The sequence below is a fragment of the Caballeronia fortuita genome, from assembly GCF_001544835.2.
Taxonomy (GTDB): Bacteria; Pseudomonadota; Gammaproteobacteria; order Burkholderiales; family Burkholderiaceae; genus Caballeronia; species Caballeronia fortuita.
On record NZ_FCNX02000005.1, the window covers coordinates 346,577 to 361,791 of the forward strand.

Below are 15,215 nucleotides of genomic sequence, written 5' to 3' on the forward strand. Positions count from 1 at the left end.
CACCGGTAAGGCAGGACGTCGAATCGTAGAGTCGGCGCCCGCTAACCACACATGATGCGCGATTCCGATTCCTGTCACGCATTTCAACTCCAAGGGGATAAACATGACTCGACTCATCGCTCTACTGCTCATCGCGGGCACGGCGGCTCTCGCTGGTTGCAATACGGTTTCCGGCGCCGGCCAGGACATCTCGAAGGGCGGCCAGGCCATCTCGAATTCCGCCGAGGAGCACAAGTAATACGCGAGACGCGTCGTTTCCTTGCGGCGCGTTTCGTTCAGGCGTTCCTTAGCGTTGATGTAGTTCCCTGTCTTCCCGCCACCTTCGCGTGGCGGGATTTTTTTGCGCCATTGGTTTTGACGCGTCGAATAAAAAGCCCGGCCGATGCAGACCGGCCGGGCTTCTCATTCGAGCTGCATTGGGTTATTGCGTATCGGGCAATTCCAGCGCCGGCTGTTGCGTGTTGCCGCCTTGCGCGACGAGCACCCGAATCTTCTCCGGCACCAGTTGCGATACCGCATTGCCCGAGGGCAGCGTCGTCACGAGCCAGTCAGCGTTGTTGACGAGATCGAACGACGCCGACTTGTAGACCGGCGTCTTCGAGCCCGGCAACGTCGCGATCAGCTGATACGTGCCGCCCGAGACATAGATGGAGTCCTGCGTCGTCGCGGGGACGGCGTTCTTGTAGGCGACGCCCGCCATCGTCGGACTGACGCCCGAGATGTTCGTATTCGGCGCGACGAGATAGATATCGAGGTTCGGCGCATTCGTCGATGCGTTGAACGCCCGCACGCGCGCGCTGCCCGAGAGCAGCCCCTTGTCGAACGGATCGTCGATGACCGCGATCGACGGAACCAGGCCCGCGTCCGGCAACGCGATCACCGTGTACTCGTGCCCTTTCGCCGCGTTGGAGATGCTCGTGTCGGTGGCGAGCTGCGTCGTCGTGTTGACGGCGGCGTAAGAGAAGTTGTGCTGGCCCGTGTCGATGTTCGCGAAGTTCGTCACGGTCTTGTAGGCGAGATTCGGCTGGAGGATCTTGCCGTTGTCGTAGAAGTCGACGTTCGGGCCGCTCGGAATCGCGTGAACGAAATGAACCTGCGGCTGCGTAACCCCGATTTCCTTGCCGACGTCATCGGAGCTTCCGCCGCAGGCGGAGAGCATCGTGGCGACGGCGGCAAGCGCGGCAGCGGTGCGGATGAGCTTCATGGTTTCACCTTCCTTTGTTCTTGATCGTTTTTTTGAGTCCGCGGCGAGTGTGCGTGTCGGCGCCGTGGCTTTCCCGTATTGACCTTCCTTGGCCGTCTGGGGCGACGTCTCATTCGATGACGGCGCCGGGACGGCTGTCGGCATCGAGCAAGCGATGTGCCCTTGATCGGTGCTTTGTCGCGCGAGTATCCCGCAAAGCCTTATGGAATAGCGCTTTGCTTTCGTTAGAGGATTGCTTCGGGAGAGGAGACGGAGACAGGAGAAACCGTCATCGACAGACGATTCTTGCAAACGACGAACCCGGGCCGCACCGTTATCGATGTGCCCGGGTTCGAGTGTCGACGGACTGAACTAGCGGAGCGCCGCCAGTTCCATCAACATGTACTTACCAGCGATAGCCTGCCTGAGCCTTGACGGCAGTCGAACCACCATTCGCCGACGAAACGCCGACGCCCAGATTCAAGTTCATGGACACCTGATAGGCCGCGGCGACGCCGACTGCGGTCGCGCTGCCGTAGTTGCCCACCGCCACACCGGCCCACTTCTCGCCCGAGTTGAGCACCGGAATGCTCGGGATTGCGAGGGTCGATGCCGCTGCGCGATCAGCGTAGCGTTCCATGTCGTGTCGCGTGCTGGCGATGGCCTGATCGGTGTAGGCATTTGCGCCTGCGACGGCTTGGTCCGTGTAGGCGTTTGCGCCTGCGACCGCGCGATCCGTGTACGAGTTCGCCTGTGCGACTTTGTCGTTCAACTGATTGACGTTGACCGCATCCGTGCCTTGCGTGCCGGCCGCGACGTTCGTGATCTGGCGCTCGCTGCCTGCCGCGCCGACAGACAGCGTGTTCGCGCGATCCGCGACGGAGTTCGCGCCAAGGGCGACCGAGTTGTCGGCGCTGGCGATGGAATTCGCGCCCATGGCCGTCGCGTGGACGCCGGTTGCGGTTGCCGTTTCACCGGCGTCGCCGTTCGACGCGAAGAACGCGTTGGCTTCGAGCAGCGTGGCGGTGAGCATGGGCGCAGCGGCAGAGAATGATTGCAGCATGGTGCTCTGAACGGGCGAGTTGCCATTCTGAAGTGCCTTCAACTGGCGCATCGTCACCGCGTCAGAGTCATTGATCCCGTCCGCAACGTGAATGATTCGACGTTGTCCACCGCTGCCATCGCCAATGCTGAGAACGCGCGCTTGATTGTCGTCGTTACTGTTAGCACCGAGCACGATCGAATCTTTGCCTCCGGCAACGGCATATGGTCCTATGGCTATCGCTCCTCCGTTTGAAGCTTGCGACACAAAGCCAAGTGCGATGGAGGAATCGCCCGAAGCGCGTGCCCCATTACCAAAGGCGCTCGAGAACCAATCGGCGGTGGCAGCAGCGTCATAGCCGACAGCGGTATTGCCGTATCCCGACCCCGTGGTACTGGTTGCACCGACAGCGGTGCCTCGCGTGGAGGCACTCGCTCTAGCTCCAAACGCTGCAGCATCAATCGACGTCGCAGACGCCGAAAAGCCCACCGCCGTGGCCCATAAATCTGCTCGTGCGTAAGCACCGAGCGCGACGGCTTGGTAATCCGCCCTCGCCAAGGCACCGCTCGCAATGCTCTCAGAGCCGGCAGAACTTCCGTTGCCCAATGCCACGCCTAAGCCGTCAGCATACGCTCGCTCGCCCATGACGATTGATCCATCACTACCGGTCGCATCCGAGCCGAGAACCACTGCGCTCTTGGAAGCTGTAGCACTGTTGCCGATAGCGACTGCCGACTTATCAGCATTCGCGTTATGCCCGACCGCTGCCGCGTCTTCATCTGCTCTCGCACTTTCCCCAATGCTGACCCCATAGAGACCAGCCGACGATCGTGCGCCAACGGCGACGCTGGAACGCGCAGCAAAGGCTTCGCTACCGATCGCCACGGCGAACTCTTGCGCCACTGAGCCAGAACCAACAACAACCGCAGGCCCGACAGGCACCTCTCCTGATGGATCAACACTCTCCCAATCGGGCGCGTGAACGGCAGAAGAGCCATTTCCAACGACTACTGAATCAGCGATCGAGTTCTGCGTTCCATCGCCTATCAACACCCCCTGCTCGTAAGCGAAGACATTATCGCCATAAATGTTCGTACCATCGCGCGACACACCGCCCATCATGATGTTCCAGCCCGTTGCGGTACCAGCGGAAGAGGGACCTGCAGCCAGCGCGGCCGCGCTCGCTAGAACTGCCAATACCACCGGTCTGAGCCGAATTTGATGACGCGTCATGTATAATTCCTCTATAAATAAAACGATTTGATGTACGTCCTGCGCTGCGTTCGGCTTCCGGCCAAGGTTCGCCGAACGCAGTTTTTCGCCATTGCGACTTTTTTTAACGTGGGATGGTCAGCAATGTCCGATTAATCGCCGCCCCGACTCAACTGGTCCCAGCGAAAACCGTGATTTTCTGGGTTCTCTTCGCGGCACTCAGAATTGATCTACATATCGAATTGTTTCGACTGCAATGGGCGAAAATTATCTCGATAATCAGTCTTCTGATATATACGGGAAAGAAACCTCAAGTAAATGACAACAAACGGAATTATAGTTAGACGAATACTTCTAAAATTACATTTGCGTAATTTTGGCAGAACTGCCGCTGATTCGAGCACACCAGTTTTTCCGCAACCCACTGGCGTCGCGATTGGGCCGGAGCAAAAATCGCCACCATGGACAGGTGAGACGTTTGCTTTAGAAACCACGCCCATCTCGTTCCTGACTAATCCGGTCTTCGTTATGCATCAACAGCGCCCGAAGAGCCGGCGGCATACCCATGTAATGTACTATGAAGCTGTCGACTTCCTGAAGCTGATAAGGCGTGTTGAGCGTTGTGCAATCGCGTAACTCTTCGTCCAAGGCCATGCCATGACGCTGCATCACCTCGATGAAAACGCCCTGATCGCCACCGCTCGAGTGGACGGACGATTTGTCGAGATTGCTTTCACCCTTTGTTCGACCTCCGTCAACAGCCGTAAATTCTCCTGAGTGTTGCGAAAGCCCATGACGCCCGAGTTCGGCTGCCAGCTGATGTCCATCGTCAGCACGCGATCGCCTCGCTGCAATAGTGGATCCAACGGCTCTTTCTGGTCAATGACAAGCACGTCGGCATCGATCCAGAACAACCATTGGTGTTGCGGCAAATGACGGAGCAGCACCCAAGGGTTTAGCCAGTTGCCGCTGACGCCCGGCTGCGCTTGCGCAGGCGCATCGCGATAGACATGCAAGGCATAGCCATGTCGGACGCAATAGCGCCGCAAGTTGTCTTCCGAAATTTCGCCATACTCGCGAATATTCGGTGTGTATAGCACTGCCAGTGCAATGGGCGCTTGCGAATTCATCACTTCGTACGTCGCTGCAGACCGGGCGGGATTGCGTGCCTGCGGCGCGAGATACGACCGGCCTTCTACCTGACACTCGTTGATATGCTCCGCAAGCAGATCGCGCAGCTTCGCGCAGACAGGATAGTTTCTCGGCGCTTCGGGCAAGTCGACAAGTGCAAGCGCCAAAACTCGACATTCGAGCCACGCCAGCGACGCATGCAGCCCCGCCGGTGCAACAGCAATGATCTCCTCGTATTGCAGATAGAACGGCTCCGGTTTCAGAAGTAGCAGCAGATCGGATTCGCTCACCGGCCCGCGACCGAGCTTAGAGTTATCGCAGAGGCGTTTCACGCATTCGCGCGCGGCCGCAGTATTACGCCAAAGCTGGAATGACGCCATGACGTAATCCGAGTCAAGCGAGACGATCCAGTCGGCGTTGCGAGCATCCATCAAGGTTTGGCAGCGGATGTCGCTCTGAAGCAAGCAGTCTTGCGTCAGCAACAGAATGAGATCGCCCTCAGCGCATGCGCGCACTGCGCGCAAGAGCACCTGATACTTCATGATCATGCGCAGTTGCGGCCAAGCTATCGCGCTCGCATCGACGTATTCGTGCGTGTATCCCTGCCGTTCGCAGTAGAGGTGATGATTTTGCAATGAAGCGCGAGCGCTATCGTCCGCGAAGAAACTGATGACGTGGGTGGCCATGACATTTATCCATTACTCGGCATGACCGAGTCAGAGGCCACGCATGCGTCACCGCGGAATTCGCCGCGCCTGTAGTTCAGAAGTCGCTCTCGTCCAGTTCCCGACTGAGCCGCTCGCCATGACGCATCGCAAGCGTGCGAAAGGCCGGCTGCATACCCATGTAATGCACCATGAAACTATTGCGCGTTTGAAGCTGGAAAGGCGTGTTGAGCGTTGTGCAGTCGATCAGCTCGTCATCAGTGGCTTTTCCGTGACGCTTCATGACTTTGATGAAGACGTCCTGGTCGCCGCCGTTCGCGTAGACAGTCGACTTGTCCGACATTTCGCTGACCGTCTGCGCGACTTCTTCCAGTAACCGGGCGTTTTCCTGCGTGTTACGAAATCCCATGACACCCGAGTTGAAATGCCAGCTGATATCTGCCGCCAATATCCGGTCGACGTTTCGCAACAGGGGTTCCAAAGGCTTCTTCTGATCGACAACGAGCACGTCCGCATCGATCCAAAATAACCATTGATGCTGCTGGAGATGATGGCGCAGCACCCATGGCTTGAACCAGTTGCCGGCTGCGTCCCAGCCGGCCTGATCTGGAATGTCGCGATAAACATGCAAGGCGTAGCCGTGACGCGCGCAATAACGCCGCAGATTGGCTTCCGCGATCTCGCCGTACTCGCTGACGTTTGGGGTGTAAAGCATGGTCAGCGCAATGGGCGCATCGGAATTCATCGCTTCATAGCGCGCAACGGGATCAGATGTGTTTTGCCGCGGCCATGTGAAGAGAGGCCGCCCTTCTGCCTGACACTCGTTGATATGCCCCGCGAGCAGATCGCGCAGCTTCGTGCAGATTGGATAGTTTCTAGGCGCCACTGGCAAGTCCACTAGCACAAGCGCCAAGACCGGCAAGTCGACCCAGAACATCGACGTATCCAAAGCAACCGGCGAGACGGCGAGTTGCTCGTTATATCCGCGGTCGAACGGTTCCGGCTTCAACAGCGTCAACAGGTCCGATTCGCTCAAGGGCGTTTCATAGCAGAGTTTCGTACCACCGAAAAGGTGCGTAACAAGCGCACGTGACATCATTGTGTTGCGCCACAACTGAAATGACGCCATGACGTAATCGGAGTCTTGCGCGGCAATCCAGTCCGTTTCGCGATCTTCCATCAACGTTTCGCAGCGAATATCGCTCTTCAGCAAGCAATCTTGTGTCAGCAGCAGAACGAGATCGCCTTCCGCGCAGGCGCGCAACGTTCGCAAGAGCACCTGATACTTCATGATCATGCGCAGTTGCGGCCAGCCTATCGCGCTCGCATCGACGTATTCGTGCGTATATCCCTGCCGTTCGCAGTAAGCGCGATGGTTCTGCAACGAAGCGCGAGCGCTATCGTCCGCGAAGAAACTGATGACGTGGGTGGTCAAGGCGATGCTCCGTGTTACCGCATATCGCGTCTGCGATCAGGCGTTCTCACCGCGCAGTTTCTCCTGCACTCGGCACGCCAGCAAGTGCAAGGACATTTTGTTTCATCTCGGATTGGGCGGGCTCTGATTTCCGCACTGATGGTTCCCAATTTTCAAGCCAACCCGCGCCTTCGATAATCAAACCAGAACGACAGCCCGACCGAAAGCAGAATCACGACCGTCGCGATGACGGTCCACTGCGTGATGATTTCGCCGAGCAGCAGCGCGCCTAACCCGACTGCCACCACCGGATTCACATAAAGACAACTCGTCGCGACGATCGTGCTCGTATTGCGGATCAGGAAGTTGTACGCGACATACGCCGCCATCGAACCGATCACCACGAGATACACGAACGACACGCCCGCGCCGATGCCCACATGCGTCAGCCGCTCGCCCGACGCGAACGCGATTGCAGTCGCAATGAATCCGCCCAGGCCGATCTGCAGCGCCGTCGACATAAGAAGATCGGATGGCTGCGGCAGACGCGTCGCCAGATGCGCGCCGCCCGCCCAGAAGATCGCGGCGCACAGAATCGCCAGCGTGCCGACCGTCGAGCTCGGCGAAGGATCGCCGTGATTGAGCAGCACGATGCCGATCAGCCCGAGCGCCACTGCGAACCACTCGCCTTTCGCGACGCCGCGTCCGCTGAGCGCGGTGAAGATCGTCGCGAAGAGCGGGACGGTCGCGACCATCACCGCCGCCGTGCCGGTGCCGACCGTACGCATGCCGTAGGCCATCATCCCGCTCGACAAACCTTCGAGCAGCGTGCCGACGATCGCCGCATTGCGCACCTCGCGCGCACTCGGCCACGCCGACTTGCGATGCACGGCGATCGCGAATAGCCCGATGCCGGCGATCAGGTTGCGCAGCCCGCCGAGCATGAGCGGCGGAAAGGAATCGAGCGCGAGATGGATGCCGAGATACGTCGATCCCCACACGAGATAGACGACCGTCAGCGCGAGCGCGACCCGTCCTTTGAACGAGCGCGGCGGGCGAAACGGAAAACGATCAGGGAAGCTGAACGGCAGACGCGGCGGAGGCAGAGCGGACATGCATCACTCCGCGACAGCTGCGCGCCGGAGGAAAACAGGCAAAACCAGACAGGACGGCATGGCGTAACACGAAGGGGAATGGCGCTGGAACGGACCGCGCGATGCCCGGGAAAACCCGGAAATGCGCGGCGCCCGCCATTATGCAGTAAGCGCCGGAATCCATCGGGGCATTTTCGGGATGGTTGCCAAGACGCCACGCCCCGGTGTAACGTGTCGGCTGCTAACGCGGGGGTCCTGCGTTGCACATCGCGGTTTCGGCGGCTTTATCGGCGAGACACGCTTCGTGCGGCGTGGGTGAGAAATACCCTTTGAACCTGATCTGGATAATGCCAGCGCAGGGAAGCGTTCGGGTTCCAAGGTCCGCAGCATCCGCACCGCTTCTACCGAACCCGTACCTTTCCATCTCGTTCCTCCCTGTTTAGCTCCTGAATCAGCCGAGCTCCAAGAAGCGCGTGCTGAAACTTCCATCGTCCCCAGGAGAGACAGCAATGAATGCCAACCCCAAGTTCCTGTCGGAGAACGCCGTCGTCGATGCCGCCGCCATCGCGCCGCTGCCGAATTCGCGCAAGGTCTATGTCGAAGGCTCGACGCCCGACATCCGCGTGCCGATGCGCGAAATCTCGCAATCCGACACCCCCGACGGCTTCGGCGGCGAGAAGAATCCGCCGGTCTACGTGTACGACACGTCCGGCCCGTACACCGATCCCGACGCGAAAATCGACATCCGCAGCGGCCTGCCCGCGCTGCGCGGCGCATGGATCGAAAAGCGCGGCGACACGGAAGAACTGAGCGGTCTGTCGAGCGAATTCGGCCGCGAGCGGGCCGCCGATCCGAAAACCGCCGAGTTGCGGTTCCCGGGACTGCATCGTCATCCGCGCCGCGCGCTCGACGGCAAGAACGTCTCGCAGATGCACTACGCGCGGCAAGGCATCATCACGCCGGAGATGGAGTACATCGCGATCCGCGAAAATCAGCGTCGCGCGGAATATCTCGAAAGCCTGCGCACGAGCGGCCCGAACGGCGAAAAGCTCGCGAAGATGATGGGCCGCCAGCACGCCGGGCAAGCATTCGGCGCGGCGGCGTTCGGCAAGGACGCGCTGAAGGAGATCACGCCCGAGTTCGTGCGCGAGGAAGTGGCGCGCGGCCGCGCGATCATCCCCGCGAACATCAATCACCCGGAAAGCGAACCGATGATCATCGGCCGCAACTTCCTCGTGAAGATCAACGCGAACATCGGCAATTCGGCGGTGACCTCCTCGATCGGCGAGGAAGTCGACAAGATGACGTGGGCGATCCGCTGGGGCGGCGACACGGTGATGGATCTTTCCACCGGCAAGCACATCCATGAAACGCGCGAGTGGATCATCCGCAATTCGCCGGTGCCGATCGGCACGGTGCCGATCTATCAGGCGCTCGAGAAGGTCAACGGCAAAGCCGAAGACCTGACGTGGGAAATCTTCCGTGACACTCTGATCGAGCAAGCCGAACAAGGGGTCGATTACTTCACGATTCACGCGGGCGTGCGTCTGCAATACGTACCGCTGACGGCGAACCGGATGACGGGCATCGTGTCGCGCGGCGGCTCGATCATGGCGAAGTGGTGCCTCGCGCATCACAAGGAAAGCTTCATCTACGAGCACTTCGAAGACATCTGCGAGATCATGAAGCAATACGATGTCTCGTTCTCGCTCGGCGACGGCCTGCGCCCCGGCTCCATCTACGACGCCAACGACGAAGCGCAGCTCGGCGAACTCAAGACGCTCGGCGAACTCACGCAGATCGCGTGGAAGCATGACGTGCAGGTGATGATCGAAGGCCCCGGCCACGTGCCGATGCAGCTCATCAAGGAGAACATGGACCTGCAACTGGAATGGTGCGACGAAGCGCCGTTCTATACGCTCGGGCCGTTGACGACGGACATCGCGCCGGGTTACGACCACATCACGTCGGGCATCGGCGCTGCGATGATCGGCTGGTTCGGCACGGCCATGTTGTGCTACGTCACGCCGAAGGAGCACCTCGGCTTGCCGAACAAGGACGACGTGAAGGAAGGCATCATTACCTACAAGCTCGCGGCGCACGCCGCCGATCTGGCGAAGGGTCATCCGGGCGCGCAGGTGCGCGACAACGCGCTGTCGAAGGCGCGCTTCGAATTCCGCTGGGAAGACCAGTTCAATCTCGGTCTCGATCCGGACAAGGCGCGCGAATTCCACGACGAAACGCTGCCGAAGGATTCCGCCAAGGTGGCGCATTTCTGCTCGATGTGCGGCCCGCACTTCTGCTCGATGAAGATCACACAGGACGTGCGCGATTTCGCGGCCAAGCAAGGCGTGAGCGAAACCGAGGCGCTCGAGAAAGGCATGCAGACGAAGGCGATCGAATTCGTGAAGAAGGGCTCGGAGATTTATCAGCCGACCTGATGCCGGTATCGTGCTGACGACGGCCTGCCGCGCGCACTGCGCGGCAGGCCGCTTTTTTGTGCGCGTCGGGCGCGACGGCGCGCTGCGATTGGCTCGGCCGATCATCGGATAGATCGGGCATCTTTTCTGCTCGTTGGAGGACGAACCGGCGAAAAACGTGGCGCTCGGTTGTCCGACGCCGAAACGGTCGTCCGCGCCTCCAACGGGGCGGACTCGAACCGCAGCCGATTCATCTCATCATCGAATTGGAGAGTCGACATGAAAAACATCAAACAGATCGGCGCCGCTGCAATGGTCGTTGCGTTCCTGGGAGGACTGACCGCTTGCGGCGACATGACCACGCGTCAACGGGATACCGCGATCGGAGCAGGCGTGGGCGCCGCCGGCGGTGCGGTGATCGGCGGCAGCGCGCTTTCGACCCTGGGCGGCGCGGCGGTCGGCGGGGTAATCGGCAATCAGGTCGGCAAGTAAGCGACGCGCCGGCACATCGTCGTTTCATTTCTGTTACATAAAGGAGCCCCCGTAATGCTTTGTCACATGACGCGGGGCGCCCGCTTCTCGCCGTTCGGCTAAGCTGATTCTTGACGGACCCCGTGCGTCGAAACCTTTCCAAGCGTCCGGCAGCCGTAGCAAGGAGCAGCATCATGATTCCCGCCCGCAGTCTTTTCGGACCCGCAACGGCCGCCGCCGCGCTCGCCGCCGGGCTTCTACTCAGCGGGTGCTACTACCCTTACGGTTATCCCGCGTATCCCGCGTATCCGCCGGCTCCGGTGGTCGGCGCGGCCTATACGCAGCGGGAATTCGCATTGCCGGCTTCCGGCACGGCAGCCGCGACAGCGTCATCGGCAACCTTGCCGCCGCAGTACGAATACGCCGTGGGCTCGCCCTATTCCGACTACTACCAGACCTATCCGTATCCCTATCCGTACTACCCGCCTGCCTACTACGGCTACCCCTACTACGGCTACGGATACGGCTACGGCTATCCCGCCGTCTCGTTCAGCTTCGGCTACTGGGGCGGAAGCGGCTGCTGCTGGGGCCACGGCTGGCACGGCGGCGGATGGCACGGCGGAGGCGGCGGCTGGCACGGAGGCGGCGGCGGATGGCATGGCGGCGGCAGCGGCTGGCACGGCGGCGGCGGCGGCCACGGACACTGAGCGCGCGCAACGAAACGAAAACTGAGACACGATGCCCCGTTGCGCGCGGCGGCGTAACAGCACTGCAACATTTTCTGATCGACCCGCGCGTTCGAACAGGAATCCGTAACTGTGCGCCCGCGCACTTTCCTTATCCGACAAGGCTTCGGCGCTATTCGCCAGACGTTTGGCACGATTTTGGCTACATAGCTCCCCTATTCATCGCGCCGCGACGGCGACCAGCGTCGCGGAGTCTTCGCGCACTTTCCGTATCGGGGGATCGGACATGATGGCCTTTGTGTTTTTTCTGCTGTGGATGCTCGCCTCGCTCGGCCTTTTGACCGTGTGGGTGTTCCGTCAGACGCCGTCTGCCGGTCGCGACGAACCCGCGCCGGGCGCGATCGCCGAAAGCTAAAAGCATCGACGGCTCGGGCGCGTGCATTCACGCCTTGACGCAGGCCGTTCGCGCCCTATTCTTAGTGTGCGCGTTATGCGGTTGCTTAAGCCTGCGGCGACCTGCTGCTGAACATCGAACTCCACGCGCATCGCGGCAACGCCATGCGCCGCTCCCGCTCATGACAAAACGAAGGAGACCCGATGTTTCATCAGCTACTCACCCCGATCGCCAACTCCCTGTTCGCATCGTTCATCGTCGCCGCGCTGCCGATCATCCTCGTGCTCGTACTGCTCGGCTGGGCGCGCCGTCCGGCGTGGCAGGCGTCGCTCGCCGGGCTGATTCTCGCGCTCGTCATCGCCGTGGCGGGCTGGCATTTTCCGGTCGGGCTCGCGCTCGATTCGGTCGCGGCCGGCGCCGTCTTCGCGCTGTGGCCCGTCATGTGGATCGTGTTCGCCGCGATCCTCCTTTACAACGTTGCGCAGCGCTCGGGCCGGTTCGAGGCGTTTCGCGTCTGGATGATCGATAACCTGCCGAACGACCGGCGCATCGTGCTCGTCGTGATCGGCTTTTCGTTCGGCGCCTTGCTCGAAGGGATCTCCGGCTTCGGCACGCCGATCGCGATCACGAGTTCGCTCCTGATCCTGCTCGGCTTCCCGACGCTCGAAGCGCTCACCTTCACGCTGATCTTCAATACGGCCCCGGTCGCGTTCGGCGCGCTCGGCGTGCCGATCACCGTGCTCGGCGCCGTCACGCACCTGCCCACCGATGCGCTCGCAAAAATGGTCGGGCGTCAGTTGCCGCTCTTCGCGTTCCTTCTGCCCTTTTACGTGATCGGCATCTACGCGGGCTTTCGCAACATGATGCGCATCTGGCCCGTGCTGCTCGTCTCGGGCGGCGCCTTCGCGCTCACGCAGTTCGTCACGTCGAACTACGTCAGCTACGCGCTGACCGACGTGCTCTCGTCGCTCGTCTCGCTGATCCTGACGATCGCGTTCCTGCGCGTGTGGAAGCCCGTTGCCGACGAGCGCTTCGCGGTCAACGCCGCGCGCCTCGGCGACACGCGCTCGTCGATTCCGGGCGGACAGGGCTGGGTGCCGTGGATCGTCGTGTCGGTGGTCGTGATCGTGTGGACGGTGCTCAAGATCTTCATGATCGGCGACGTCAAAATCGCCTGGCCGGGCCTCGACAAGGCCGTCTACATCACGCTCTACAACCAGCCCTACGGCGCGATCTGGGACTTCCAGCCGCTCGCGACCGGCACCGCGATACTGGTGGCGTCGATCATCACCGCGCTGCTCGTGAAGCTTCCCGCGCGCGAATACGCCGCATCCATCGTCGATACCTGGGTGCAGACGCGCATCGCGATCCTGACGGTGGCGACCATCGTCGGACTCGCGTACCTGATGAACTACTCGGGCATGAACTACACGCTGGGTCTCGGCGTGGCGTCGGTCGGGCCGTTCTTCCCGCTCGTGTCCGCGTTCCTCGGCTGGGTGGCGGTGTTCCTTTCCGGCAGCGATACGTCGGGCAACGCGCTCTTCGGCAATCTGCAGGTGGTCGCGGCGAACCAGCTCAATCTCAATCCGGTGCTGATGGCGGCGACGAATTCATCGGGCGGCGTGATGGGCAAGATGATCTCGCCGCAAAACATCTCGACCGGCGTGGCGACGACTGAGCTCAAAGGCAAGGAAGGCCTCGTTTTCGCGCGCACGTTCAAGCATTCGATCCTGCTGACGATCGTGCTCGGCGTGCTCGTGTGGCTGCAGCAGAACGTGCTGACGTGGATGATCCCGCCGCATTGACCGTCGCCGTTTCCCGCTTCTTGCGCTTTCGTTCGGCGGATGAATTTCGATACGGGCGCGGTGCTAACATGCGCGGACTTTCGACAAGCCTTCCGAAGTCCGCCTCGCCATGTCATCCGCCAATCTGCTGCAACTGATCGTGCTCGCCGCCCTGTGGGGCGCGTCGTTTCTCTTTATTCGCGTCGGCGTTGCCGAGTTCGGCGTCGCACCGCTGATGGCCTTGCGCGTGGGCATCGGCGCCGTGTTCCTGATCGCGATGCTGCTTTCGCGCCGCCCGCTTGCCGCCACCGTCGCGACGCTCCGGGCGCGCTGGCTCCAGTTGCTCGTGGTCGGCATTCTGAATTCGGCCGCGCCCTTCTGTCTTTTTGCCTATGCCGAACTGACGCTGTCGGCCGGCGCAACCTCCGTCATCAACGCGACGACGCCGCTCTTCGGCGCGCTTGTCGCCTTCCTGTGGCTCAAGGACCGCCTGACGACCGCGCGCACGATCGGCATGGCGATCGGCTTCGCGGGCGTGCTCGTGCTCGTGTGGAACCAGATCGCGCCGGAGCACGCCCAGCACGACGCCGCGCTGCCGGTGCAGGGCATGCTCGCCGCGGCGGCGGCGCTCGCGGCATCGGCACTGTACGGCGTCGCGGGCAACTTCGCGAAGAAGTACCTGATGGACGTCGACGCGATGACCAACGCGGCCGGCAGCATGATGGGCGCAACCCTCACGCTCGCACCGATCGCGTTCCTCACCTGGCCCGCCGCGCCGGTTTCCGCGCACGCCTGGGGCGCGGTGCTGGCGCTCGGCATCGGCTGCACGGGCATCGCCTATTTCATCTATTTCCATCTGGTGGCGGTCGCGGGCCCCGCGCGCGCGATGACCGTCACCTTCGTGATTCCGCTCTTCGGCATCTTGTGGGGCGCGCTCTTTCTCGGCGAACACGTTTCGCTGATGATGATCGCCGGCTGCTCGATCGTGCTCGCGGGCACCGCGCTCGCGACGGGCGTCGTGAAGCGCCTGCCGTTTTCTGGACGGCGCAAGCTCGCGCCGTGACGCAGACGCTTCCGCAACGCCTCGCCGCCTATGCGTAGCCCTTTTCTTCAGGATGGTGAAATTTCCTGGATGACCGTTGCGAGCTGCATCGCACCGCGTCATCCTTCGCGTTTTTGCCGGGAGGCGTCATGGGTCATCCATTTGCCAAAATCAAGCACGAAATGATGAAGATGGTCGCACCGACGCTCTTTTTCTTCGTGGTCCTGCATGCCGTCGTCATCATCCGCGCGCTGATGGTGAAAAGCACCGGTATCTCGCTTCCCACTTCCATCTCGGTGATCGTGGCGTCGCTGATTCTCGGCAAGGCCGTGTTGCTCGCGGATATGCTGCCCTTCATCAACCGCTATCCGGATCATCCGCTGATCTGGAACGCCGCATGGAAAACGCTCATTTACACAGTCATCGCGGGCATCCTGCACTATCTCGAGCGCCTCTTCGATTTCTGGAAGGAGACGCATGGTCTTGCCGCGGCCAATCACATGCTCCTCGCGCATATCAACTGGCCGCAGTTCTGGGCCATCCAGATCCTGCTGTTCCTGATGATCGGCAACTACTGCGCCTTCTCGGAACTGGGCCGCGTGATCGGGCGCGATGCGCTGAAGTCGTACTTCTTCGGACCGCGCGTCGATTTGCCCGCGCAATGGCAAAAGAACTGA

Annotated in this window: 13 protein-coding genes and 1 riboswitch; of the genes, 8 read left to right on the plus strand and 5 right to left on the minus strand. The window is 61.2% G+C overall.

All coding sequences use genetic code 11. The features are described from left to right. The first annotated feature begins 103 nt into the window (after positions 1–103). The gene (locus AWB77_RS12640; protein ID WP_016344885.1) at positions 104–238 is read left to right on the plus strand and encodes an entericidin A/B family lipoprotein; all 135 of its coding nucleotides are present in this window, start codon (positions 104–106) and stop codon (positions 236–238) included. Positions 239–421: 183 nt separating this feature from the next. Here AWB77_RS12640 and AWB77_RS12645 read toward each other — a convergent pair whose 3' ends face one another. The 5 genes from AWB77_RS12645 to AWB77_RS12670 form a co-directional block, all read right to left on the minus strand. Then, positions 422–1,204: a DUF4397 domain-containing protein gene (locus tag AWB77_RS12645; protein ID WP_061134758.1), complete on the minus strand. Its 783-nt coding sequence runs from the start codon at positions 1,202–1,204 to the stop codon at positions 422–424. 385 nt (positions 1,205–1,589) lie between these two features. Beyond that, positions 1,590–3,458 (minus strand): YadA family autotransporter adhesin, encoded by a 1,869-nt coding sequence (locus AWB77_RS35045; RefSeq protein WP_082852645.1) that lies wholly within the window; start codon positions 3,456–3,458, stop codon positions 1,590–1,592. 647 nt (positions 3,459–4,105) lie between these two features. After that, positions 4,106–5,254 carry a hypothetical protein gene (locus AWB77_RS12660; protein WP_244158528.1) on the minus strand — a complete coding sequence of 383 codons (1,149 nt, stop codon included), beginning with the start codon at positions 5,252–5,254 and terminating at the stop codon, positions 4,106–4,108. Between the two features lie 76 nt (positions 5,255–5,330). After that, positions 5,331–6,668: a glycosyltransferase family protein gene (locus tag AWB77_RS12665; RefSeq protein ID WP_061134761.1), complete on the minus strand. Its 1,338-nt coding sequence runs from the start codon at positions 6,666–6,668 to the stop codon at positions 5,331–5,333. A gap of 152 nt (positions 6,669–6,820) precedes the next feature. Then, positions 6,821–7,762, minus strand: a complete 942-nt coding sequence (locus tag AWB77_RS12670; RefSeq protein ID WP_061134762.1) for an EamA family transporter — start codon at positions 7,760–7,762, stop codon at positions 6,821–6,823. A gap of 217 nt (positions 7,763–7,979) precedes the next feature. Further along, positions 7,980–8,121, plus strand: a riboswitch (TPP riboswitch). A 129-nt stretch (positions 8,122–8,250) separates the two neighbouring features. On the opposite strand from AWB77_RS12670, the gene thiC reads away from it, so the two are divergent. From thiC to AWB77_RS12700, 7 genes are all read left to right on the plus strand, one after another. Further along, complete coding sequence (thiC, locus tag AWB77_RS12675; protein WP_061134763.1) at positions 8,251–10,182, plus strand: phosphomethylpyrimidine synthase ThiC; 1,932 nt, start codon at positions 8,251–8,253, stop codon at positions 10,180–10,182. Between the two features lie 291 nt (positions 10,183–10,473). Continuing rightward, positions 10,474–10,653 (plus strand): YMGG-like glycine zipper-containing protein, encoded by a 180-nt coding sequence (locus AWB77_RS12680; protein ID WP_374728691.1) that lies wholly within the window; start codon positions 10,474–10,476, stop codon positions 10,651–10,653. 173 nt (positions 10,654–10,826) lie between these two features. Next, positions 10,827–11,339 carry a hypothetical protein gene (locus AWB77_RS36310; protein ID WP_061134765.1) on the plus strand — a complete coding sequence of 171 codons (513 nt, stop codon included), beginning with the start codon at positions 10,827–10,829 and terminating at the stop codon, positions 11,337–11,339. 265 nt (positions 11,340–11,604) lie between these two features. Then, positions 11,605–11,733, plus strand: coding sequence for a hypothetical protein (locus tag AWB77_RS37190; protein WP_279616183.1), 129 nt, complete (start codon positions 11,605–11,607; stop codon positions 11,731–11,733). 182 nt (positions 11,734–11,915) lie between these two features. Beyond that, a complete protein-coding gene (locus AWB77_RS12690) occupies positions 11,916–13,517 on the plus strand; it encodes an L-lactate permease (RefSeq protein WP_061134766.1) in 1,602 nt (533 codons plus the stop codon). Between the two features lie 109 nt (positions 13,518–13,626). Beyond that, the gene (locus AWB77_RS12695; RefSeq protein ID WP_061134767.1) at positions 13,627–14,559 is read left to right on the plus strand and encodes a DMT family transporter; all 933 of its coding nucleotides are present in this window, start codon (positions 13,627–13,629) and stop codon (positions 14,557–14,559) included. Positions 14,560–14,687: 128 nt separating this feature from the next. After that, complete coding sequence (locus AWB77_RS12700; RefSeq protein ID WP_061134768.1) at positions 14,688–15,215, plus strand: hypothetical protein; 528 nt, start codon at positions 14,688–14,690, stop codon at positions 15,213–15,215.

Bases quoted from the DNA above. Each gene is read 5' to 3' on its own strand.
- AWB77_RS35045 (WP_082852645.1), bottom strand. From the start codon at position 3,458: ATGACGCGTCATCAAATTCGGCTCAGACCGGTGGTATTGGCAGTTCTA.
- AWB77_RS12660 (WP_244158528.1), bottom strand. From the start codon at position 5,254: ATGGCCACCCACGTCATCAGTTTCTTCGCGGACGATAGCGCTCGCGCT.
- AWB77_RS12640 (WP_016344885.1), top strand. From the start codon at position 104: ATGACTCGACTCATCGCTCTACTGCTCATCGCGGGCACGGCGGCTCTC.
- thiC (WP_061134763.1), top strand. From the start codon at position 8,251: ATGAATGCCAACCCCAAGTTCCTGTCGGAGAACGCCGTCGTCGATGCC.
- AWB77_RS12690 (WP_061134766.1), top strand. From the start codon at position 11,916: ATGTTTCATCAGCTACTCACCCCGATCGCCAACTCCCTGTTCGCATCG.
- AWB77_RS12695 (WP_061134767.1), top strand. From the start codon at position 13,627: ATGTCATCCGCCAATCTGCTGCAACTGATCGTGCTCGCCGCCCTGTGG.
- AWB77_RS36310 (WP_061134765.1), top strand. From the start codon at position 10,827: ATGATTCCCGCCCGCAGTCTTTTCGGACCCGCAACGGCCGCCGCCGCG.
- AWB77_RS12680 (WP_374728691.1), top strand. From the start codon at position 10,474: ATGGTCGTTGCGTTCCTGGGAGGACTGACCGCTTGCGGCGACATGACC.
- AWB77_RS12645 (WP_061134758.1), bottom strand. From the start codon at position 1,204: ATGAAGCTCATCCGCACCGCTGCCGCGCTTGCCGCCGTCGCCACGATG.
- AWB77_RS12700 (WP_061134768.1), top strand. From the start codon at position 14,688: ATGGGTCATCCATTTGCCAAAATCAAGCACGAAATGATGAAGATGGTC.
- AWB77_RS37190 (WP_279616183.1), top strand. From the start codon at position 11,605: ATGATGGCCTTTGTGTTTTTTCTGCTGTGGATGCTCGCCTCGCTCGGC.
- AWB77_RS12670 (WP_061134762.1), bottom strand. From the start codon at position 7,762: ATGTCCGCTCTGCCTCCGCCGCGTCTGCCGTTCAGCTTCCCTGATCGT.